The organism is Pseudomonas orientalis (assembly GCF_002934065.1).
Classification (GTDB): domain Bacteria; phylum Pseudomonadota; class Gammaproteobacteria; order Pseudomonadales; family Pseudomonadaceae; genus Aquipseudomonas; species Aquipseudomonas orientalis_A.
Window position 1 is genome coordinate 4,399,325 of the sequence record NZ_CP018049.1, and the last position, 22,031, is coordinate 4,421,355.

The following is a 22,031-nucleotide window of genomic DNA, read 5'->3' on the forward strand; positions in this document are numbered from 1 at the left end:
CTAGCGGGGACGCCTTTTTTTGTTTGCGCGTGATTGGTCGGAGAGCGACATGAAAAAACTCAAACTGGTGATGATCGGCAACGGCATGGCCGGGGTTCGCACCCTGGAAGAATTGCTCAAGCTCAGCAGCGACCTGTATGACATCACGGTGTTCGGCGCCGAGCCCCACACCAACTACAACCGCATCCTGTTGTCGCCGGTACTGGCCGGCGAGCAAACCTTCGAAGAGATCGTACTCAACGATCTGGATTGGTACCTCGACAACCACGTCAAGCTGCTGCTCAACCGCAAGGTGGTGCAGATCGACCGGGTCAAGCGCCGCGTCATCGCCGAGGACGGTAGCGAAGCCGAATACGATCGCCTGCTGATCGCCACCGGCTCCACGCCGTTTATCCTGCCGATTCCGGGCAACACCTTGCAGGGCGTGATCGGCTACCGCGATATCGCCGACACCCAGATCATGATCGACACCGCCAGGACCCACAAACACGCGGTGGTCATCGGTGGCGGGCTGCTCGGCCTGGAAGCGGCGAACGGCTTGATGCTGCGCGGCATGCACGTGACCGTGGTGCACATCGGCGAATGGCTGCTGGAGCGGCAACTGGACAAGACCAGTGGCCAACTGCTGCAAACCGAGCTGGAAAGCCGGGGCCTGGTGTTTCGCCTGTGCGAACAGACCCAGGCCCTGCACGACGCCGGCAATGGCCGCGTCGGCTCGGTGCAGTTCAAGAACGGTGACATCATCCCCGCCGACCTTGTAGTGATGGCCGCCGGTATCCGGCCCAACACCGAACTGGCGGAAAAGTCCGGCATCCCTTGCAACCGTGGGATTCTGGTCAACGACACGATGCAAACCTACGACCCGCGCATCTATGCGATCGGTGAATGCGCCAGCCACCGTGGGATTGCCTACGGCCTGGTCGCACCGTTGTTCGAACAGGCCAAGGTGTGCGCCAACCACCTCGCCCAGTTGGGCTTCGCCACCTATAAAGGTTCTGTCACCTCCACCAAGCTCAAAGTCACCGGCATTGACCTGTTCTCCGCAGGCGACTTCATGGGCGGCGAAGGTACTGAGACCATCACCCTCTCCGACCCCATCGGCGGGGTGTACAAGAAACTGGTGATCAAGGATGACATCCTGGTCGGCGCCTGCCTGTACGGCGATACCGCAGACGGCGGTTGGTATTTCCGCCAGATCCGTGAGAACCACGCGATTGGCGAGATTCGCGATCACTTGATGTTTGGCGAAAATGCGCTGGGCGACGTCGGCCATCAAGGCCAGGACAAGGCCATGAGCATGGCCGACAGCGCCGAAGTCTGCGGCTGCAACGGCGTGTGCAAGGGCACTATCGTAAAAGCGATCCAGGAACAGGGGCTGTTCAGCGTCGATGACGTGAAGAAGCACACCAAGGCGGCCAGCTCTTGTGGGTCCTGCGTGGGGCTGGTGGAACAGATTCTGATCAACACCGTGGGCGGGGCCGCCGACGTCAAGCCCAAGAGCGAAAAAGCCATCTGCGGTTGCAGCGACCTCAACCACGGGCAGATCCGCCAGGCCATCCGCGAGCAGCACCTGCTGACCATCGCCGGCACCATGAGCTACCTGAACTGGCGCACGCCCAACGGTTGCGCCACCTGCCGTCCGGCGCTGAACTACTACCTGATTTCCACCTGGCCGGGCGAAGCCAAGGACGACCCGCAATCGCGCCTGATCAACGAGCGTGCCCACGCCAACATTCAGAAAGACGGCACCTATTCGGTGGTCCCGCGCATGTGGGGCGGCGTGACCAATCCGTCGGAACTGCGCCGCATCGCCGACGTGGCCGACAAGTACAACGTGCCGATGGTCAAGGTGACCGGCGGCCAGCGCATCGACTTGCTCGGGATCAAGAAGCAGGACTTGCCCGGCGTGTGGAAGGACCTCGACATGCCGTCCGGGCACGCCTACGGCAAATCCATCCGTACCGTGAAGACCTGCGTGGGCAGCGAGTTCTGCCGCTTCGGTACGCAAAACTCCACGCAACTGGGCATCGAGCTGGAGCACGACCTGTTCAACATGTGGTCGCCGCATAAGGTCAAGCTGGCGGTGTCCGGCTGCCCACGCAACTGCTCGGAAGCAGGCATCAAGGACGTCGGCATTATCGGTGTGGACTCAGGCTGGGAGATGTATATCGGCGGCAACGGCGGGATCAAGACCGAAGTCGCGGAGTTCTTCGTCAAGCTCAAGACCGCCGAAGAGGTGCGCGAATACAACGGCGCATTCCTGCAACTGTACCGCGAAGAAGCCTTCTACCTGGAGCGCACCGTGCACTACCTGCAGCGGGTCGGCATGGACCATATCAAGAAAGCCGTGCTGGAAGATCCGGCCCGGCGCCAGGCCCTCAACGAGCGCCTGCAGTTTTCCCTGTCGTTCGAGCAAGACCCCTGGAAAGAACGCCTGGAACAGCCGCTGCTGAAAAAAGAATTCGATGTGATCCCGGTCAAGCAATTGGAGGTGCCGGCATGAACTGGCTGGATATCTGCGCCCTGGAAGAAATCAACGCATTGGGCTCACGCATCATCAACGGGCCCAAGGGCGACATTGCGATTTTTCGCACCAGCGACGATGAAGTCTTCGCACTCGATGACCGTTGCCCGCACAAAGGCGGGCCGCTGTCCCAGGGCTTGATCTATGGCAAACGCGTGGCCTGCCCGCTGCACAATTGGCAGATCGACCTGGCGTCCGGTGAAGCCCAGGCGCCGGATATCGGTTGCGCCCATCATCACCTCGCCCGCGTGGAAAACGGCCGAGTGATGCTGGCCCTGCGGGATGCAGGGTGATGAACCGCGAGGTTACGGCGTCCACCTGCTGTTATTGCGGGGTGGGCTGCGGCGTGCTGATCGAGCATGACGGCACCCGCATCCTCGGCGTGCAAGGCGACCCGCACCACCCGGCCAACTTCGGCAAACTGTGCAGCAAGGGCGCCAGCCTGCACCTGACCGGAAACCTCGACGCCCGTGCCTTATACCCGGAACTGCGTCTGGGCAAAGACCTGGCCCGCGCCCGCACCGACTGGGACACCGCCCTGGAACATGCGGCCAACGTATTTGCCCGCACCATTGCCGAACACGGCCCCGACAGCGTGGCGTTCTACATCTCCGGGCAACTGCTGACCGAGGACTACTACAGTTTCAACAAGCTGGCGCGGGCGCTGGTCGGCACCAACAATATCGACAGCAACTCACGGCTGTGCATGTCCTCGGCAGTGGTGGGCTACAAACGCAGCCTGGGTGCCGATGCACCACCGTGCAGCTATGAGGATCTGGAGACCAGCGACTGTGTGATGATCGTCGGCAGCAACATGGCCTACGCGCACCCGGTACTGTTCCGACGCCTGGAGGAGGCCAAGGCGCGACGGCCACAGATGAAAGTGGTGGTGATCGACCCACGGCGTACCGACACCTGCGACTTGGCCGACCTGCACCTGGCGATCCTGCCGGGCACGGATGTCGCGCTGTTCCATGGAATTTTGCATCTGCTGCTGTGGGAAGACTGGATCGACCGCGAGTTTATCCAGGCACATACCGACGGCCTCGCCGAGCTGAAACGCCTGGTGCATGACTACACGCCGCAAATGGTCACGCAACTGTGCGGCATCAGCGTCGAGCAACTGCGCCTGTGTGCGCAGTGGGTGGGCACCTCCGCCAGCTTCTTGTCATTGTGGTGTATGGGCCTTAACCAATCGACCTCGGGCAGCGCAAAAAACAGCGCGCTGATCAACCTGCACCTGGCCACCGGTACGATTGGCCGCCCAGGTTGTGGGCCGTTTTCCCTGACCGGCCAACCCAATGCCATGGGCGGGCGCGAGACCGGCAGCTTGTCGAATCTGCTGCCTGGGCACCGCGACGCCGCCAACCCCGAACACCGCGCAGAAGTAGCCGCCTATTGGGGTGTCGATCAACTGCCCGCAGCCACCGGCCTCACCGCGATCGAACTGTTTGAACAGGTGCAGGCGGGCAAGATCAAGGCGCTGTGGATCGCCTGCACCAATCCCGCCCAATCGTTGCCGGACCAGAATGCCGTGCGTGCCGCCCTGGCGGTCTGTCCGTTCGTGGTGTTGCAGGAGGCTTTTCGAACCACCGAAACCGCCGCCTACGCCGACCTGCTGCTGCCCGCCGCCAGTTGGGGCGAAAAGGAAGGCACGGTGACCAACTCCGAACGGCGTATTTCCCACGTGCGCCGTGCCATCACTCCACCGGGCGAAGCGCGACCGGACTGGGCGATTACCGTGGATTTCGCTCAGCGCCTGGAGCGCCATCTGCGGCCGGGGCTCGATAGCCTGTTTGCCTTCGAGCAACCGGCGCAGATCTTTGACGAGTTCAAGCTGTTGACTCAAACGCGCGACCTGGATTTTTCAGGCCTCAGCCATGCCCTGCTTGACCGACTCGGGCCGCAACAGTGGCCGTTTCCCGTGGACGCACAGGCCGGGACGCCACGCCTCTACGTCGACGGGATTTTCCCCACCGATAACGGCCGCGCGCAGTTTGTCGCCGACCCGTATCGCGCCGCCAAGGAGCAGCGTGACGCACGCTTTCCCTTGACCCTGATCACCGGTCGTCTGCGCGACCAGTGGCACGGCATGAGCCGCACCGGCACCGCAGCGCAGTTGTTCGGGCATGTCAGCGAGGCGCTGTTGAGCCTGCATCCTGACGAGATGCGCCGTCACCGCTTCAAGGAGGGCGACCTGGTCAACCTGAAAAGTCGTCGGGGCAATGTGGTGGTCGCGGTCACCAGCGATGATAGCGTACGCCCCGGTCAAGCATTCCTGCCGATGCATTGGGGCGACCGTTTTCTCAAAGGTGGCGTGAATGTGCTTACCCAACCGGCGTTCGATCCATTGTCGAAACAGCCGGAACTCAAACACAGCGGTGTGCGCCTGGAAGCGGTGCAACTGCCTTGGCAGCTGTTTGCGCTGATCGAGGGTGACGTGCAACGACACTTCGACGTCCTGCGCCCGCTGTGCGAAGCATTTGCCTACGTCAGTCTAAGCCTGACAGGACGTGAACGGCCGGCGCTGCTGGTACGTGCAGCCCATACCGAGGCGCCCGACCTGCAGATACTCACCCGCATCGACCAGTTGCTGGGCCTGCACGACGGTCCGGTGATGGCCTACGACGATCCGCGCCGCTCTATCGGCAAGCGGGTGAAAATCGAACAAGGCCGTATCACGGCGGTTCGCCTGGCCGGTGAAACCCTGGCCCGGCATTGGCTGCAAAGCCTGTGGCTGGAGGGCCGCACCGACGATCAACTACGTCGCTGGCTCCTGGCGCCCCTGAGCGCGCCACCGGGGGCAGCGGCCGGCAGCAGCAAGATCCTGTGCAATTGCAAGCATGTCAGCGAAGTCGCGGTGTGCGCCGGGATTGCCCGTGGTCTGGACCTGACCGGGCTCAAACAGGAATTGCTATGCGGTACGCAATGCGGCTCCTGCGTGCCGGAAATCAAACGTCTGCTGGCCGCCAGCCCGCAGCCAATCGCAATCAGTGTGTGAGGGAAAAAACATGAGCGCAAAAGTGTGGCTGGTAGGCGCCGGGCCCGGTGATCCGGAATTGCTCACCCTCAAGGCAGTAAGGGCCCTGCATGAAGCCGATGTGGTTTTGATTGACGATCTGGTCAACCCGGCAGTGCTGGAACACTGCGCCGACGCGCGCGTGATCACCGTCGGCAAGCGCGGCGGCTGTCGCTCTACGCCGCAGGACTTTATTCACCGCCTGATGCTGCGCCATGCACGCCAGGGCAAGTGTGTGGTGCGGCTTAAAGGCGGCGATCCATGCATTTTCGGTCGCGGTGGCGAAGAGGCGACGTGGCTGCGCGAGCGTGGGATCGAGGTGGAGCTGGTCAACGGCATTACTTCGGGGCTGGCTGGAGCGACGAATTGCGATATCCCGTTGACCCTTCGCGGCGTGAGCCGTGGCGTGACCCTGGTCACTGCGCATACCCAGGATGACAGCAGTCTGAACTGGCGCGCACTGGCCGAAGGCGGGACAACGCTGGTGGTGTACATGGGCGTGGCCAAGCTCGAGGAAATCCGGCAACAGCTGCTGGAGGGCGGCATGGCTGCGGATATGCCGGTGGCCATGATCGAAAATGCATCGTTGCCCGGACAGCGTGAATGCCGTAGCCACCTGTGCGCCATGCATGAGGACGCGCAGGCTTTCGCGCTCAAGAGCCCGGCAATCCTGGTGATTGGCCGTGTTGCCGGCGCGGCACACTTGGCTTACGTCGCGACAGCTGCCAGCGCCTGAGACAAATCGCAGGCGAAAAAAAGCCCGGCCTAAGCCGGGCTTTTCTTTACTACTCAGTAATTACTGAGCGGTAGCTTCAACCGACGCTTCTACGCGACGGTTAACAGCGCGACCAGCTTCAGTTGCGTTGTCAGCAACTGGGCGCGATTCGCCGTAACCTACAGCAGTTACACGGCTAGGAGCCACGCCGTCTTTAACCAGGACTTGCTTAACAGCGTCAGCACGACGCTGGGACAGCTTCTGGTTGTAAGCGTCTGGACCTACGGAGTCAGTGTGACCAGCAACTTCTACGTTGGTGGACGGGTACTGAGCCATGAAGTCGGCCAGGTTTTTGACGTCGCCGTAGCTGTTAGGCTTAACAACGGCCTTGTCGAAGTCGAACTTAACGTCCAGCTCAACACGAACAACCTGAGCAACCGGAGCTTCTGGCTCTGGAACTGGCTCTGGAGCTGGTGCTGGGGTAGGAGCTGGAGCAGCTGCGCCAGCGTTACCGCCGAAGTTCACACCCAGGCCAACCAGTGCGGAGTAATCCCACTTGCCGTTGTCCAGACCGTAGTCAGCTTCAACACCAGCACGAGCGTACAGGTTGTTGGTGAAGTAGTACTTCACGCCGGTACCGATGGTAGCGAAAGTGGTCTGGTCGCGACCGCTGTGGCCGTCAGCCTGAACGTTGGTACGGCTCTGGTGGCCGAAACCGCCTTCAACGTATGGACGCAGGCTGTCAACGCCAGCTTGACCGAAGTGGTATTGGGCAACCAGGCTGCCGGTATCACCTTTGATCTTCTGGCTACCAGTGCCGTCGTTCGAACGGGTGTGGTTAGTCTTGTCGTAGGACAGGTTCAAGGACAGGTCGTCGGTCAAGAAGTAACCGATGCGAGCGCCAGGATTGAAGCCGTCTTCGATGTGCTTGACGCTATCGTTGTACTGCTTCTTGTAGAACAGCTCGCCTTCAACTGCGCCTTGGCCTTGTGCCAGAACGCCGAAAGAAGTAGCGGCAATAAGAGAACCAATGGCCAAGCCCAAGGTGTTTTTCAGTTTCATCCGTTAAATCCCCATCTGGTGATTGTAAAGCAGTCCCACAAACCGGGGGACAACTCGGCGACAAGTCTAACAGAACTTGCCTACACGTAAGAGATATTTGCTACGCACTAAGTTTCAGTCTCGCCCGCAAATTTCTCACGTAATTTATCAAGAGCACGTTTGTAACGCATCTTTGTAGCACTCAAACCCATGTGCATGATGTCAGCGATTTCTTGAAATTCCAATTCTGCGACGAAACGTAGCACCAGAATTTCACGATCGATCGGATTCACATGCACCAACCAGCGATCGAGTCCGCCCTTTTCCTCGGGTGTCGGCGCCTTTTCTTCAGACGCTTCCTCGAGGGGGTCCAGACTCAACGCGTCCATCAAGCGACGCTTTCGCCGTTCCTTACGATACTGCGTGATGCACTCGTTGTACGTGATGCTGTAGAGCCAGGTCTTGAACTTCGATTTGCCCTCGAAGTTCTTCAGGCCGTACAGCACCTTGAGCATCACTTCCTGACAGACATCGTCCGCATCTCTATCGTTCCCCAAATACCTTGAACAAACGTTGAACAGAGTGCGTTGATACCTGCGCATCAATTCTTCGTACGCGCGTGTTACGTGAAACAGCTCCGTGTGCGAACGCGCGACCAACTCCTCATCAGAGAGCTCACGGGGGTCATAGCGCGTGGACAGCGTTTGGGCTTTATTCAAAACAAGTCGTGCCGGCAGTCAGGTCAATGTCCGCTGCAACCCGGTCAGCCGGGTTCGCGGCGGCGTACATTAGCAGGGTTTGCCGGTTTAGCGGCTACTGACCTGCTGCTCCAGGAGAATCCGGTTGGACAGCGAAACCAGTTCTCCGTCATCGGTCAGCACGGTCGTCTTGACTGTGCCGATCTCCTCGATTTGCCCTTCGACCTCGCCCACACGCACCTGTTGCCCAACTTGATACAGCTCACGCACATAGATTCCCGCAAGAATCTGACCGGCAATTTCCCGGCTTCCCAAGCCCATGGCCAGCGCAACGGCCAGACCAACGGTAATCAAAACAATCACAATAACGTGGTTCAGCAAGTCGGTCTTGACCTCCAACTGGCTGATCGCGACCGAAATACTGATGATGATCACCAGCCCCTGGGCAATTCGCCCCAGGCCAGCCGCATAGTCCAGGCCGACCCCTTCGGCGGCTCCGCGTACCAGGCCATTGGCCAGTTGCGCGAGTAAAACGCCTACCAGCAGCACCAGCGCGCCGCCGAAAACTTTCGGCAAATACAGTGCCAGCATGTCGAGCGTAGCTGAAACTCGCTCAAGTCCAAGGGACTGAGCCGCAGAAACCAGAAAAATAAGCAGGACGAACCAATAAACGATCTTGCCGACCAGCGTCGAAATCGGAACCTGCAACCCGGCACGGCCCAGCAGCTTGGTGAGCCCGGTACCGGCCATCAGGCGGTCCAGCCCGAGCTTGGCGAGCAATTTGGACAACAGGGTGTCAAGCAGCTTGGCCACCACAAAGCCCAGCAGTACCAGGACCAGGGCACCAAATAGGTTGGGAATGAAATTCGCCACCTTGGTCCACAATGCGGTCATTGCAGTGACCAGGCTCTGGGTCCAGAGATCAAGTTCCATATTCAATCAGCCTTATCAGCAGTGCGAGCAAGAGGTTTATGCCGGGAAACAGGCGATACATGGGCCGAACCGTTGTTCAGGGCCATCATCAACGCCGGTACCCAACGCCCGAGCAGACCGAACAGGGACCCCGCCCCAACCTGACGGTTGGCGGTTTTCAGTACGCGGCCCAGGCAGGCATCGTCATCCCGGTTGGATGGCGAAGCATTGAGCATGTCACGCAAAGACTGTTCGAACGGATCGTGCATAGAGACCTCTCGCAAGTGATTTAAAAGACGAGGGTAAAATTCATCGGGTCACATCGACCCTTTCCTACGTTCAGCTCATATTCAGCTCAAACCCAGCGTAACCGTCGAAAAAGCCACCATTGACCCAGCGCCACCGAGACCATCAGCAGGCACGCAATCATGAATCCATAGGGGCTGCTGGAAAACGGGATGCCCCCCACATTGATACCCAGCAAGCCGGTCAGGAAACTCATCGGCAAGAAAATGCCGGTGATGATTCCGAAGCGGTACATGGTGCGGTTCATGCGCAGGCTCAGGCGCCGGTCTTCGGCCTCAAGTACAAGCCCCACGCGCTCCCGAGCCAATTCCAACTCTTCCAGGTAGCGGGTCAGGCTGTTGTGCAACTCGTTCCAATAGTCGGCATCGTCATCGCAGAACCACGCCAATTTGATCCGCGTCAGCTGCGCAAAAATATCCCGTTGCGGCGCCAGGAAACGCTTGAGCCCGGCTGCTCGCCGACGGATCTGCAGGACGCTGCCATGCTCGGGGGTATACCGTTCGTCGGCGTCGAGTTTTTCTTCCTCCGTATCGACGATTTCAGACAGCCCAGTGACGAGATCCTGCACTTTGTTGGTCAGGTATTGCGCCATATAGAGGATCAGTTCAGACGCGGTCCTGGGGCCCTTGCCCTCGGCCAACTGCACCAGCAGCTCATCGGTGGCGCGTAACGGGCGCAAGCGCAGGGAAATCACACGATTGGCTGCCGCGAATATACGTACCGAAACCATGTCCTCCGGTTCCGCGCCTGGATTGAGATTGATACCGCGCAGAAACAGCAGCAATTCGGCATCGGGCAACGGCAGCAGCCGCGGACGGGTGTTTTCTTCCAGCAGCAGGTCACAGGCAAATTCACTCAAACCGCTGGATTTGCGCAGCCAGGTCTGGGTTTGCGGATGGCTGCGGTCCCAATGCAGCCACAGGCTTTCCTGGGGCTGCAGTTGCAACTCGTCAAGCTCGGTCCGGGCAATCGAACGCGCACCGCCTTTACCGTCCAGCACCAGGGCATGCACCAGCCCCCACTGCGCGTTGTCTTCCTCGAACATCCTCATCCCTTTCGACTACTGCGGTTTATTCCGGCATTTTCAGTGGGGTGGGCGAGACGATCACCCCGTTGTTATCGGCGTACACGTATTCACCCGGGCGGAACGTCACGCCGGCAAAGGTCACCACCACGTTCAGGTCGCCCAGGCCACGCTTGTCGGTTTTCATCGGGTGGGAGGCCAGGGCCTGCACGCCCAGGTCGGTCTGGGCAATGACATCGACATCGCGGATGCAACCGTAGATCACCATGCCTTCCCAGCCGTTTTTGGCGGCCTTCTCGGCGATCAGGTCACCGAGCAACGCACGCCGCAGCGAACCGCCTCCATCAACCACCAGCACCTTGCCGGTGCCCGGCTGCTCGGCCTGTGCCTTGACCAGAGAGTTATCCTCGAAGCATTTGACGGTGACAATCTCGCCGCCGAAGGAGTCTCGGCCACCGAAATTGCTGAACATCGGCTCGAGCACCTGTACCAACTCCGGATAGGCGTCGCACAGGTCGGGGGTCACGTAATGGTCCATCGCGAAACTCCTGTCGTCAAAGAAGGGGTCGAACAGCTCACGGCTACATCAGGAAAAACGTGCTGCAGCAGGCATTCTTTAAATGCCCAGCCACTGGCGCCGGCCATGATCAAACCACAATCAACGCAACGCAATAGCCGTTACGCGACTGAATATGACCAGAAGCGCCTGAGGCGTCATATCTTAGCCGCAACCACTCAAGAGTGAAACGGCCTCGCAAGTGCGCGTGTTCACACTGCCACAGCCACCTCGGGCCGGGTGCCGGCCAAAGGTGTCAACGGGTCTCTCAACCAGCGTTCCACCAAGGGCCAGACTTGGGCCTGTGCGGCTTTACTGACCAGCATTTGTACATGCCCGAAATCGTCGGTAAAACCCTGTCGACGTCCCAGGCACAGGTACTGGCGATGCTCGCTGCCGACTTGCTCGAACAGCTTGCGACACGCCCAGTCCGGATCCTGCCGATCGCCCGCAGCGCTGACTGCCAACAGCGGCACGTCGACCTCTGCCAGGCCTTTCCACCAATCGCGCTCGGCATCGCCAAAGCGGCCGAACAGGCCATTCCAGCGCAGCGCTTCGATCATCACACCGGCTGGCTCGTCCTCCGGTCCGCGCTTGAATCGTGGACCGGACACCTGGGCCAGACGCTTCAGGATCAATCGAGCGCCCCACTCCACCGGTGGAATTTTCAACGGCCAATGCGTGCGGCTGACCTGGCAGCCAAATAACGCCACCGAGGCCACTGACTGCGCGTTCAAGCATTGACCACCCAGCGCCGCAGCCAACGTCGTGGCGCCGAGGGAATGCCCGACCCAATGCGGCACCTGCCCGCTTTGCTCGTGCACAAAGGCGCCAATGGCCGGCAGATCGTAGCGTGCGTAATCGGCGACACGATTGCGCACGTAATCGTGATTGCGCTTGGACAGGCCATGGCCGCGCATTTCCGGAATCCACACATCAAATCCCCGCCGCGCCAGATGCGCCCCCAGGCCGATGCCCTTGGGCGAATACCAGAAGCGCCGATTGGAAAAACTGCCATGCAGGAAAATAACCGGCGTGCCCCGGTTTTCCGGGACATCGGCCATGCCCAACCGGGTAACCGCCAGCTCGACGGTCGCGTCGGGGCTGTTGCCGGGTTTGAGGCGGTACACATCTTCACTCAGGTCGCCACGACGTTCAGCGCTGATCAGGGCGACGGGAAACAGGTTGCTGCTGCTTTGCATAATGCTCTTGCACAAAAAAGGGCGGCGTCAGGCAGGAATTCCGCCCTGTACAGATAAGAATGCCGGTCACCCTCGACAGGTGACCGGCACTTTTGACGTAGCGGCTTTACGCGGACGCTTGGCCTTCGGCGAGGAAGAACCAGGTTTCCAGCACGGAATCGGGGTTCAGCGAGACACTTTCGATACCCTGTTCCATCAGCCATCTGGCCAGGTCAGGGTGATCGGAAGGGCCCTGGCCACAGATACCGATGTACTTGCCAGCCTTGTTACAGGCCTGGATGGCGTTGGACAGCAGCTTCTTGACGGCAGGATTTCGCTCGTCGAACAGGTGAGCAATGATCCCGGAATCGCGGTCCAGGCCCAGTGTCAACTGGGTCAGGTCGTTGGAACCGATGGAGAAACCGTCGAAGAACTCCAGGAACTCTTCGGCCAGGATGGCGTTGGACGGCAGCTCGCACATCATGATCACACGCAGGCCGTTCTCGCCGCGGGTCAGACCGTTTTCGGCGAGCAGGTCGACCACCTGGCTCGCCTCGCCCAAGGTACGCACGAACGGCACCATGATTTCGACGTTGGTCAGCCCCATCTCGTTGCGCACACGCTTGAGGGCGCGGCATTCGAGTTCGAAGCAGTCACGGAAGGCCTCGCTGATGTAACGCGAGGCGCCACGGAAGCCCAGCATCGGGTTTTCTTCTTCCGGCTCATAAAGCTTGCCGCCGATCAGGTTGGCGTATTCGTTGGACTTGAAGTCCGACAGTCGCACGATGACCTTTTTCGGGTAGAACGCCGCCGCCAGGGTGCTGATGCCTTCCACCAGCTTCTCGACGTAGAAGCCCACCGGGTCGTTGTAGCCGGCGATGCGCTTGTCGACGCTGTCCTTGATGTCCAGCGGCAGGCCGTCGTAGTTCAACAGGGCCTTGGGGTGCACGCCGATCATGCGGTTGATGATGAATTCCAGGCGGGCCAGGCCTACCCCGGCATTCGGCAGCTGCGCGAAGTCAAAGGCGCGATCAGGGTTGCCGACGTTCATCATGATCTTGAACGGCAGGTCCGGCATGGCGTCGATGGAGTTCTGCTTGATGTCGAAGCCCAGCTCACCTTCGAAGATGAAGCCGGTGTCGCCTTCGGCGCAGGACACCGTCACACCCAGGCCATCTTTCAACAGCTGGGTGGCATTGCCGCAACCGACGACTGCGGGAATGCCCAGTTCACGGGCGATGATCGCCGCGTGGCACGTGCGCCCGCCACGGTTGGTGACGATGGCGCTGGCGCGTTTCATCACCGGTTCCCAGTCCGGGTCGGTCATGTCGGAGACCAGCACGTCACCCGGCTGGACTTTGTCCATCTCGGACACGTCCTTAATGATGCGTACCTTGCCGGCGCCGATGCGCTGGCCGATGGCGCGGCCTTCCACCAGCACGGTGCCGGTTTCCTTGAGCAGGTAGCGTTCCATGACGTTGGCCGAGGTACGGCTCTTAACGGTCTCGGGACGGGCCTGCACGATGTACAGCTTGCCGTCGTCACCGTCCTTGGCCCACTCGATGTCCATCGGGCACTTGTAGTGCTTCTCGATGATCATCGCCTGCTTGGCCAGCTCGCTGACTTCAGCGTCGCTCAGGCAGAAACGCGCACGCTCGGCCTTGTCGACTTCAACGGTCTTGACCGAACGACCGGCCTTGGCCTCGTCGCCGTAGATCATCTTGATCGCCTTGCTGCCCAGGTTGCGGCGCAGGATGGCCGGGCGACCGGCCTCAAGGGTGTGCTTGTGCACGTAGAATTCGTCCGGGTTCACCGCGCCTTGTACGACGGTTTCGCCCAGGCCGTAGGCGCCGGTGATAAACACCACGTCACGGAAGCCCGATTCGGTATCCAGGGTGAACATCACACCAGCGGTGCCGGTTTCCGAACGCACCATGCGCTGCACACCGGCAGACAAGGCCACCAGCTTGTGGTCGAAACCCTGGTGCACGCGGTAGGAAATGGCGCGGTCGTTGAACAGCGAGGCAAAAACTTCCTTGGCCGCGCGGATCACGTTTTCCACGCCACGGATATTAAGGAAGGTTTCCTGCTGACCGGCGAACGAGGCGTCCGGCAAGTCTTCGGCGGTGGCCGAGGAGCGCACGGCGACGGCCATGTCCGGGTTACCGGCGGACAAGGTGGCGAAGGCGGTGCGGATTTCTTCGTTGAGCTTCTCGGGGAACTCGGCTTCCATGATCCATTGGCGGATCTGGGCGCCGGTTTTGGCCAGGGCGTTGACGTCATCGACGTCCAGAGCGTCCAGCGCGGCGTGGATCTGGGCGTTGAGGCCGCTCAGCTCGAGGAAATCACGGTAAGCCTGGGCCGTGGTGGCGAAACCACCCGGCACCGAGACACCGGCGCCTGCAAGATTACTGATCATCTCGCCGAGGGATGCGTTCTTGCCCCCCACATGCTCTACATCATGGACGCCGAGCTTATCGAGGGAAACTACGTACTCTACCAAGGTGATCTCTCCACTTTCTGTGTTGGAAAAGCTCAGGACGCGGCTTGCTCAGTAGGAGCGAACGCCAGCGCTTGTGGCCTGGACCTGGAAAATAAGTGAGAATGCGGCCCACTGCGGGACGGCAAAATCGCGCCTATCATATCCAAGATTCGCCATCAGCTTAAGGCCCAGGACTCAAATGAAACGATCTGCTTTCTTTATTTCCGATGGCACCGGCATCACGGCCGAAACATTGGGCCAGAGCCTGCTCGCGCAGTTCGAAAACATTACCTTTGCCAAATTCACGCGGCCTTACATAGACAGCGTGGATAAAGCGCGGGCCATGGTACAACAAATCAATCTGGCGGCTGAAAAAGACGGTTGTCGCCCGATCATTTTCGACACCATCGTCAATCAGGACATTCGTGAGATTCTCGCAACGTCGAATGGTTTCATGATCGACATCTTCTCCACGTTCCTGGCGCCATTGGAACAGGAGCTGAGCGAACATTCCTCTTACTCCGTCGGAAAGTCCCATTCCATTGGTCATAATTCCAATTATATGGAGCGTATCGAAGCGGTGAACTTCGCCCTCGACAACGACGACGGCGCCCGCACGCACTACTACGACAAGGCCGACCTGATCCTGGTAGGCGTGTCGCGCTGCGGCAAGACGCCGACCTGCCTGTACATGGCCATGCAATTCGGCATCCGCGCGGCCAACTACCCGCTGACCGAAGACGACATGGAACACCTGACGCTGCCCGCTGCCCTGCGCGCGCACTCGCACAAGCTCTTCGGCCTGACCATCGACCCGGACCGCCTCACTGCGATCCGCAATGAACGCAAGCCCAACAGCCGTTATTCAAGTTACGCCCAGTGCGAGTTCGAAGTGCGCGAAGTGGAAAATCTGTTCCGTCGCGAGAATATTGCGCACATCAATTCCACGCATTTTTCGGTGGAAGAGATTTCGGCGAAAATTCTTGTGGAGAAAGGTGTGGAGCGGCGGTTCAAGTGAACGGCATTGCCCTATCGGTGCGAACGAAACTTCTGGTACGCCGCTGAACCTGTGGGAGGGGGCTTGCCCCCGATGGCGGTGGATCAGTCACCTGATGCACTGACTGACACTCAGCTATCGGGGGCAAGCCCCCTCCCACATTTGATCTTCGCTGCTCTGAGCATTTCGTTCGCTTAACTGACTGGCATTAGGGCAAGCCCCCTCCCACACGACCCAATTGTGTCAGTCTGGCTACAGGTGAAACCTTCCCCCTCCCTGCCCCAGCGCCGTCGCCAGCGCATCGAACCCCGCCCGCAGCAACTGATCATCCCCTGAGGTATTGCAAATACTCGCCCGGATGAACTGCGGCACCGCCGTCTGCCCCACTGCAAAGGCTTCGGCGGTCGCGATCAGGTAGTTGTTCTGCTTGAGTTCCGCCTCGATTTCCGACGCGCGCCAGGGTTCGGGTACTTCGATCCAGAAGTGCGGGCTGTTGAGGTGAGTGCGGTACTGCAGGCCGCTCAATAAGCCCTCGACCAAGGCCTTGCGCCGGGTTATCTCGTTGATCTGCTGGCGCAGCAGGTATTGCGCCGTGCCGTTTTCGATCCATTGGGTCGCCAGTTCCAGGGTCACCGGGGTGGCCATCCAGCAGGTCGAACGCAACGCCGCTGAAATCCGGCTGACCAGCGCCGGCGGCGCATGCACATAGCCCACGCGCAACCCTGCCGATACCGCCTTGCTCAGGCTGCTGATCAGGATCGTACGCTCGGGGGCGAAATAACTGAGGGGCGCAGGACGATCCTCTACCAGCACCCCGTGGGCCTCATCCTCAAGAATCAGCAGATTATGTTCACGGCAGACCTTGGCCAACGCTTCACGGCGCGGGACTGACAACACGGCGGTCGTAGGATTCTGGATCGTTGGCGTGCAATACAACGCCGAAACCCGGTGATTTCGACAGACTTCATCCAGCGCGCCCGGCAGCACGCCTTCTTCATCCATCTCCAGCCCGATCAGCCGCACACCCAGCATACGCGCGGCGGTGATCAGCCCCGGGTAGGTCAGTTGCTCGGTGACCACCGTGTCGCCGGCGCGCAGCAACGCCATCATCGCGCAGAGCAAGCCGTGCTGGCCGCCATTGACGCAGATGACCTGCTCGGGAATCGGATGGAAATCGCGCTGTACCAGCCATTGCGCACCGGCTTCCCGATAGCGCGGCAGACCCGCATCGGGGGTATAGGCGCTGATGTCCTGGAGAAATTTGCCGTTGGTCGACAGGGTCTGGAAGCTCTGGGCAAGGAATACCGTTTCCTGCCCCGGAATATGCATGTTGCGGCTCATGTCGAAATACTGGCGTGGCTCCTCGCTGACGTTGCGAAAGCCTTCGTCACGCTGGCGCTCCATCCCACGCTTGCGCACGAAGGTGCCGTCCCCCACACGCGCCACCACCAACCCCAACCGCTCCAGCTCACCGTAGGCCCGACTGATGGTGCCGATGGTGACACCCAGATTGTCGGAAAGCACCCGATGGGGCGGCAGTTTTCTTCCCGGTTCAATCGTGCCTTCAAGGATGCCCCTTTCCATGACATCGGACAGGCGCTTGTACTTCACGCCCTGACCGTTGGACAACCCCTCACGCATAATTGACACCATGTCAATATTTGTTTTGACAGTCATCATTCGCCCTAATAGTGTGCTTTTGCGGGTTCAATCACCGGATTGAATCACTTATAACAAGTCCAATATAGAGTTCAATTCCGGCTCAGGGAAGCAATAAACGATGCCAATGTCCGCCATTCTTGAAAACACCGCAAAAACCAAAACCCGCAAACAGTGGCTGGCCGGGTTGATCACCAGCGTGATGTTCCTGATCGTGTGCCTGAGCTGGGGCACCACCTGGCTGGGCATCAAGATTGCGGTGGAAAGCGTGCCGCCACTGACGTCAGCAGGCCTGCGCTTCCTGATCGCCTTCCCGTTGTTCCTGTGTTTTGCCCTGGTACGCCGTGAGCCGATTCTGTTCCCACGCGAAAGCCGCTGGTTCTTCGTCTTCGTGACCCTGTCCTACTTCAGCGTTCCCTACTACCTGCTCAATTACGGCGAGATGCACGTCTCGTCCGGCCTGACTGCCCTGCTGTTCAGCTGCATGCCGGTGTTCATCCTGATCTTCTCCGCGCTGTTCCTGCGTGAGCGCATCTACCTGTCCCAGGTGGTCGGCATCGGCATCGGTTTCGGCAGCCTCTACATGATTATCAAGAGCCAGGGCCTGCACTTGGACCATGCCGAATTCTTCGGCGTGCTGGCGATTCTGGCCGCCGCGATCATGCACGCGTTGTGCTACGTGATTACCAAGCAAAAAGGCAGCGCCATCAGTGTCATCACCTACAACACCCTGCCCATCGGCATTGCCGGGCTGATGCTGTTCGTGGCCGGCCTGTGGTTTGAAAACCCGACCTTCGACGCCATCACCCTGCGCTCCTGGAGCGCGCTGTTCTACCTTGGGCTGGTCGCTTCGGTGGGTGGTTTCATTGTGTATTTCATGCTGCTCAAGCGCCTGAGCCCGATCATCCTGTCCTTCGTGTTCATCATCTTCCCCGTGTTCGCGGTGATCATCGGCGCCTGGTACGAAGGCGTGGAGATTTCCCGTGACCTGATGCTGTACTCGGCGATCCTGCTGGCCGGCTTTGCGATCACCAAGCTGCCCATCGAAAAACTGCTGGCGAAGAAAAATTGACCCTCAACCCAAGCGAGAGAAACATGGAAGTCCTCCGCCCCCAGGCCCTGGAACAGATCTACGCCCACGCAAGCCGCAGCTATCCCGAGGAGTGCTGCGGTTTCATCTTTGCCGACGGCAGTGTGTACCTGGGCAGCAATATCCAGAACGAGTTACACCACAGGAATCCGCAGATGTACCCGCGCAGTGCGGCCAACGGCTACACCTTTTCGGTCGCCGATACACTGCTGCTGAACAAGGCGTTTCGCAGCGACAACCCGGTAGTGGTGATCTACCACTCGCACCCGGATGTCGGTGCCTATTTCAGTGATGAGGACCAGGACAAGGCGCTGTTCCTGGGCGAGCCGATCTACCCCGTCAGCTACCTGGTGGTGGATGTTCGCCAGGGCCAGGCACTGGGGTCCAAGCTGTTTGCCTGGGATGGCAAACAGTTCGCCCTTCAACCTTTCAACGACCTGCACACGGAGTTGTCCATGAACGCTGTCTCTTTCCCCGACATTCTGGTTCGCGTGGCAAAGCTGCCGGAATCGACCCTCGAGGGCGCCGGATCGACATTGCGCGAAGTCATTGAAAACCTCTGCGACAGTCACCCACAGTTGCGCCCGCATCTGTTTCACGAGAAGAACAACCAGCTCAAGGAACACTTCCTGTTCACCGCCGAGGAGGAGCTGATCGACGCTGACGACAGCTTGCCAGCAAAGGCCCGGATCGAAGTACTGCTCGCCACCTCCGGCGGCATCGACGTCGACACCCTGAGCAATGAGGAAGTGCAACGCTACGTCCGCCATATCACCCTGCCCGGCGTCGGCCGTGAAGGTCAGTTGAACCTTAAAAAAGCCAGGGTGCTGATCATCGGCACCGGCGGCCTGGGCTCACCCATCAGCCTGTACCTGGCGGCGGCCGGCATCGGCACCCTGGGTCTGGTGGACTTCGACGTGGTGGAAAGCAGCAACCTGCAACGTCAGATCGTGCATGGCAACAGCACCCTGGGCATGCCCAAGGTCGAGTCCGCCAAACGACGCTTGCAGGATCTGAACCCCCACATCCAGATCAACACACACAATACCGCGCTCACTGCCGACAACGCCCTGGAACTGGTGGGCGCCTATGACCTGGTGATCGACGGCACGGATAATTTCGATACCCGCTACCTGATCAATGACGCGTGCGTGCAGTTGGGCAAGCCCCTGGTATACGGCGCCATCTATCGCTTCGACGGACAAATCAGCGTGCTCAACCATAAAGGCGGGCCGTGCTACCGCTGCCTGTTCCCCAGCGCTCCGCCCGCAGAGCTGGCGCCCAATTGCAGCGCCGGTGGGGTCATCGGCGTGTTGCCGGGGGTGGTCGGCATGATCCAGGCGACCGAGGCGATCAAATTGCTCATCGGCATTGGCGAACCCCTATCCGGCCGCTTGATGCGCTTCGATGCGCTGGCCATGAAATTCAGCGAGATTCGCTTCAAGCGCCGCCCCGACTGCCCGTGCTGCTCCGACCGGCGCCACAGCGAGACCGCCATGCCAGCGGCGTGCGCGGATGCCGTGCCGAGCCAACCGTCCCTGGCCGAAGAACGCTACATCAAGCCCCGCGTGCTCAAGCAAGTGATCGACAACCCCCGCAGCGCCGACGTGTTGCTCGACGTGCGCGACGCCAGCGAACTGGAAGTGTGCAAATTGCCGGGCGTGGTGCACATCCCCCTGGCCGAGCTGGATGAGCAGCTCGACAGCCTGAGCCGCGACAACACCCACTACCTGATCTGCTATGCCGGCACGCGTGCCGAGCAGGCCGCCAGCACCTTGCTGGCGGCAGGCTTCGCCAACACCAAAGTCCTGCAGGGCGGCATGAAACATTGGGTGCGCGACGTCGAACCCGACATGCCGCTGTACTGACCGGGGGCCCACTGATGCTGCATAACTCCATTCTCGACGTGATCGGCCAAACCCCGATCGTGCGGCTGGCGCAGTTTTCCGAAGACCTCGGCATCGAGGTCTACGCCAAGCTGGAATCCCTCAACCCGGGCGGCAGCCACAAGGCGCGCATCGCCCTGGGCATGATCCTCGACGCCGAGCGCCGGGGCGTGCTGATGCGCGACTGCGGACAAACCATCATTGAACCCAGCGGCGGCAATACCGGCATCGGCCTGGTGATGGCGGGCAATGTGCTCGGCTACAAAGTGGTGCTGGTGATCCCGGACAACTACAGCCCCGAAAAACAGAAGCTGCTGCGCTTGTATGGCGCCAGGGTGGTGCTCTCGGACAGCCGCCTGGGCAACAATTCCCACGGCGAAAAGTGCATGGAACTGCTGTTGGAAAACCCCAGTTACGTGATGCTCAACCAGCAGCGCAACGGTGCCAACCCGCAAACCCATCGCGACACCACCGCGCCGGAAATCCTCCGCGCCTTCGGCGAACGGCGGGTGGACTACTTCGTCAGCGGCATCGGCACCGGCGGGCATATCACCGGTATCGGCGAAACCCTCAAGGCCGCCTGGCCGGCACTGCGCATCATGGGCGTGGAGCCGGAGGAGTGCGACTTGCTCAAGGACCGGCACGCCCCGCACGCCATCCAGGGCCTGTCGATTGGCCTGATCCCGAGCATTCTCAACCTCGACGTACTGGACGGCATGCTCAAGGTGTCGCATGGGGCGTGCCTGGAGATGATCAAACGCATCATGCGCACCGACGCCATCAGCCTGGGGCTGTCCTCGGCCGCCAACATGGTCGCCATCGCCCAACTCGCCCCGGAACTGCCGCCCGAAACGGTGGTGCTGACCATGGTCTACGACAATGCCGACAGCTACCTGCCCAGTTTCGAATAGCCGGTTACCCAACCAACCAGAATGCGGGGGTGCCTCCATGGGAGGCTTTATCGACATGCAACAGCTGCACGATGAGTTGCTGACCCACCTCATCCAGACCCTGACGCCTGGGCAGATGAAGCAGCTGGAACCGCACCTGGCGCCGCTGGTCCAGAACGCCGCCCAGGCGGTAGCCGAAGACCTGATCGCCTACGCCTATCGCGACCCGGCGTCGCGCGGACGCGGTGAGCTGATCCTGGAATCCTATGCCTCGTTCAAGGCGGTGTTGTTCTACCGGCTTGCGCACCTGGTGTGGCATTTTCCGGAGCCCGCCCACGGCGTATTCACCCGCATTGCGCTCAAGCTCAGCAACCAGGGCAAGATCCTGTCCGGGGCCGAGATTCACCCGGCTGCGCGCATCGGCCGGCGCTTTGTGCTGGACCATGGCTACGGCACGGTCATCGGTGAAACCTGCGAGATCGGTCACGACTGCTACATCCTCTGCGGCGTGACCCTGGGCGCCCGCGGTATTGCCAACAACCCGGACGGCAAGCGCCATCCACGCCTGGGCAACCATGTCGAGGTCGGCGCCGGGGCGCGGGTGCTGGGCTACGTGCAGATCGGTGACAACGTGTTTATCAGCCCGGCCTGCGTCATTACCCAGGACGTGCCGGCGGGCACCAAGGTCAAAGTGGTCAACCAGATCCAGTTGCAGAAAAACGATGAATCGGAGCACAGCAACTACCTCGGTGCGTTCGCCCTGGATGAGCGCCTGCACGTGGTCGGCGAGGTCGACGCGGGGCACAAGGTCACGGTGCTGGACGCCGACTTTCATCCGCTGCCGGGGCTGATGCTCGAACCCACGGTGAAGGAGCGTCATCACCTGCAATTTCGCCTGCACCGCCAGGGCGTCGGCGAACAACTGCCACGCCTGCCGCTGAACCTGAAAGTCTGCGGACCGGCGTTCGAAATCACCCTGCTCTCTCCCCCTGGCTTGAGTGCGATGGTGCGTCACCTGTTGCAAGCCAGCCCATTGATCGTTGGAGGTTGA

The 22,031-nt window shown here is 60.4% G+C and carries 18 protein-coding genes; 9 read left to right on the top strand and 9 right to left on the bottom strand.

Features of this window, described 5'->3' with window-relative positions; translation table 11 throughout:
- Window positions 1–49: 49 nt before the first annotated feature.
- Genes nirB through cobA form a run of 4 tightly spaced genes read left to right on the top strand, consistent with a single transcriptional unit; the run spans window position 50 to window position 6,279 of the window.
- On the top strand, window positions 50–2,503 hold the full coding sequence (gene nirB, locus BOP93_RS19705; RefSeq protein ID WP_104504351.1) for a nitrite reductase large subunit NirB: 2,454 nt from the start codon (window positions 50–52) through the stop codon (window positions 2,501–2,503).
- The gene (gene nirD / locus BOP93_RS19710) at window positions 2,500–2,817 is read left to right on the top strand and encodes a nitrite reductase small subunit NirD (protein ID WP_057721197.1); all 318 of its coding nucleotides are present in this window, start codon (window positions 2,500–2,502) and stop codon (window positions 2,815–2,817) included. The genes nirB and nirD overlap by 4 nt, the downstream gene beginning before the upstream one ends.
- A complete protein-coding gene (locus BOP93_RS19715) occupies window positions 2,817–5,525 on the top strand; it encodes a nitrate reductase (RefSeq protein WP_104504352.1) in 2,709 nt (902 codons plus the stop codon). The genes nirD and BOP93_RS19715 overlap by 1 nt, the downstream gene beginning before the upstream one ends.
- Window positions 5,526–5,535: 10 nt before the next feature.
- Window positions 5,536–6,279: a uroporphyrinogen-III C-methyltransferase gene (cobA, locus tag BOP93_RS19720; RefSeq protein WP_104504353.1), complete on the top strand. Its 744-nt coding sequence runs from the start codon at window positions 5,536–5,538 to the stop codon at window positions 6,277–6,279.
- Window positions 6,280–6,339: 60 nt separating this feature from the next.
- On the opposite strand, the gene BOP93_RS19725 is transcribed toward cobA, so the two are convergent.
- The 8 genes from BOP93_RS19725 to ppsA form a co-directional block, all read right to left on the bottom strand.
- Window positions 6,340–7,320 carry an OmpA family protein gene (locus BOP93_RS19725; protein ID WP_104504354.1) on the bottom strand — a complete coding sequence of 327 codons (981 nt, stop codon included), beginning with the start codon at window positions 7,318–7,320 and terminating at the stop codon, window positions 6,340–6,342.
- A 107-nt stretch (window positions 7,321–7,427) separates the two neighbouring features.
- Window positions 7,428–8,018 (bottom strand): RNA polymerase sigma factor SigX, encoded by a 591-nt coding sequence (gene sigX, locus BOP93_RS19730; RefSeq protein WP_057721193.1) that lies wholly within the window; start codon window positions 8,016–8,018, stop codon window positions 7,428–7,430.
- A gap of 87 nt (window positions 8,019–8,105) precedes the next feature.
- Window positions 8,106–8,930 (bottom strand): mechanosensitive ion channel family protein, encoded by an 825-nt coding sequence (locus tag BOP93_RS19735; RefSeq protein WP_034099717.1) that lies wholly within the window; start codon window positions 8,928–8,930, stop codon window positions 8,106–8,108.
- Between the two features lie 2 nt (window positions 8,931–8,932).
- Window positions 8,933–9,178 (bottom strand): CrfX protein, encoded by a 246-nt coding sequence (locus tag BOP93_RS19740; protein ID WP_065887847.1) that lies wholly within the window; start codon window positions 9,176–9,178, stop codon window positions 8,933–8,935.
- A gap of 86 nt (window positions 9,179–9,264) precedes the next feature.
- On the bottom strand, window positions 9,265–10,260 hold the full coding sequence (locus tag BOP93_RS19745) for a zinc transporter ZntB (RefSeq protein WP_104504355.1): 996 nt from the start codon (window positions 10,258–10,260) through the stop codon (window positions 9,265–9,267).
- Between the two features lie 25 nt (window positions 10,261–10,285).
- Entirely contained in the window at window positions 10,286–10,777 is a 492-nt protein-coding gene (gene rraA / locus BOP93_RS19750) for a ribonuclease E activity regulator RraA (RefSeq protein ID WP_104504356.1), read from the bottom strand.
- Window positions 10,778–11,007: 230 nt separating this feature from the next.
- Window positions 11,008–11,997 (bottom strand): alpha/beta fold hydrolase, encoded by a 990-nt coding sequence (locus tag BOP93_RS19755; protein ID WP_104504357.1) that lies wholly within the window; start codon window positions 11,995–11,997, stop codon window positions 11,008–11,010.
- A gap of 106 nt (window positions 11,998–12,103) precedes the next feature.
- The gene (gene ppsA / locus BOP93_RS19760) at window positions 12,104–14,479 is read right to left on the bottom strand and encodes a phosphoenolpyruvate synthase (protein WP_104504358.1); all 2,376 of its coding nucleotides are present in this window, start codon (window positions 14,477–14,479) and stop codon (window positions 12,104–12,106) included.
- A 178-nt stretch (window positions 14,480–14,657) separates the two neighbouring features.
- Between ppsA and ppsR the strand changes: the two genes are divergently transcribed.
- A complete protein-coding gene (gene ppsR, locus BOP93_RS19765) occupies window positions 14,658–15,476 on the top strand; it encodes a posphoenolpyruvate synthetase regulatory kinase/phosphorylase PpsR (RefSeq protein ID WP_003230310.1) in 819 nt (272 codons plus the stop codon).
- 231 nt (window positions 15,477–15,707) lie between these two features.
- Here ppsR and BOP93_RS19770 read toward each other — a convergent pair whose 3' ends face one another.
- Complete coding sequence (locus tag BOP93_RS19770) at window positions 15,708–17,132, bottom strand: PLP-dependent aminotransferase family protein (protein WP_104505332.1); 1,425 nt, start codon at window positions 17,130–17,132, stop codon at window positions 15,708–15,710.
- 160 nt (window positions 17,133–17,292) lie between these two features.
- Between BOP93_RS19770 and BOP93_RS19775 the strand changes: the two genes are divergently transcribed.
- Genes BOP93_RS19775 through BOP93_RS19790 form a run of 4 tightly spaced genes read left to right on the top strand, consistent with a single transcriptional unit; the run spans window position 17,293 to window position 22,031 of the window.
- A complete protein-coding gene (locus BOP93_RS19775; protein WP_162303233.1) occupies window positions 17,293–18,186 on the top strand; it encodes a DMT family transporter in 894 nt (297 codons plus the stop codon).
- A gap of 23 nt (window positions 18,187–18,209) precedes the next feature.
- Window positions 18,210–20,072: a molybdopterin-synthase adenylyltransferase MoeB gene (gene moeB / locus BOP93_RS19780; RefSeq protein WP_104504360.1), complete on the top strand. Its 1,863-nt coding sequence runs from the start codon at window positions 18,210–18,212 to the stop codon at window positions 20,070–20,072.
- Between the two features lie 14 nt (window positions 20,073–20,086).
- On the top strand, window positions 20,087–21,001 hold the full coding sequence (locus BOP93_RS19785) for a PLP-dependent cysteine synthase family protein (RefSeq protein WP_104504361.1): 915 nt from the start codon (window positions 20,087–20,089) through the stop codon (window positions 20,999–21,001).
- Between the two features lie 37 nt (window positions 21,002–21,038).
- The gene (locus BOP93_RS19790) at window positions 21,039–22,031 is read left to right on the top strand and encodes a serine O-acetyltransferase (protein WP_065887839.1); all 993 of its coding nucleotides are present in this window, start codon (window positions 21,039–21,041) and stop codon (window positions 22,029–22,031) included.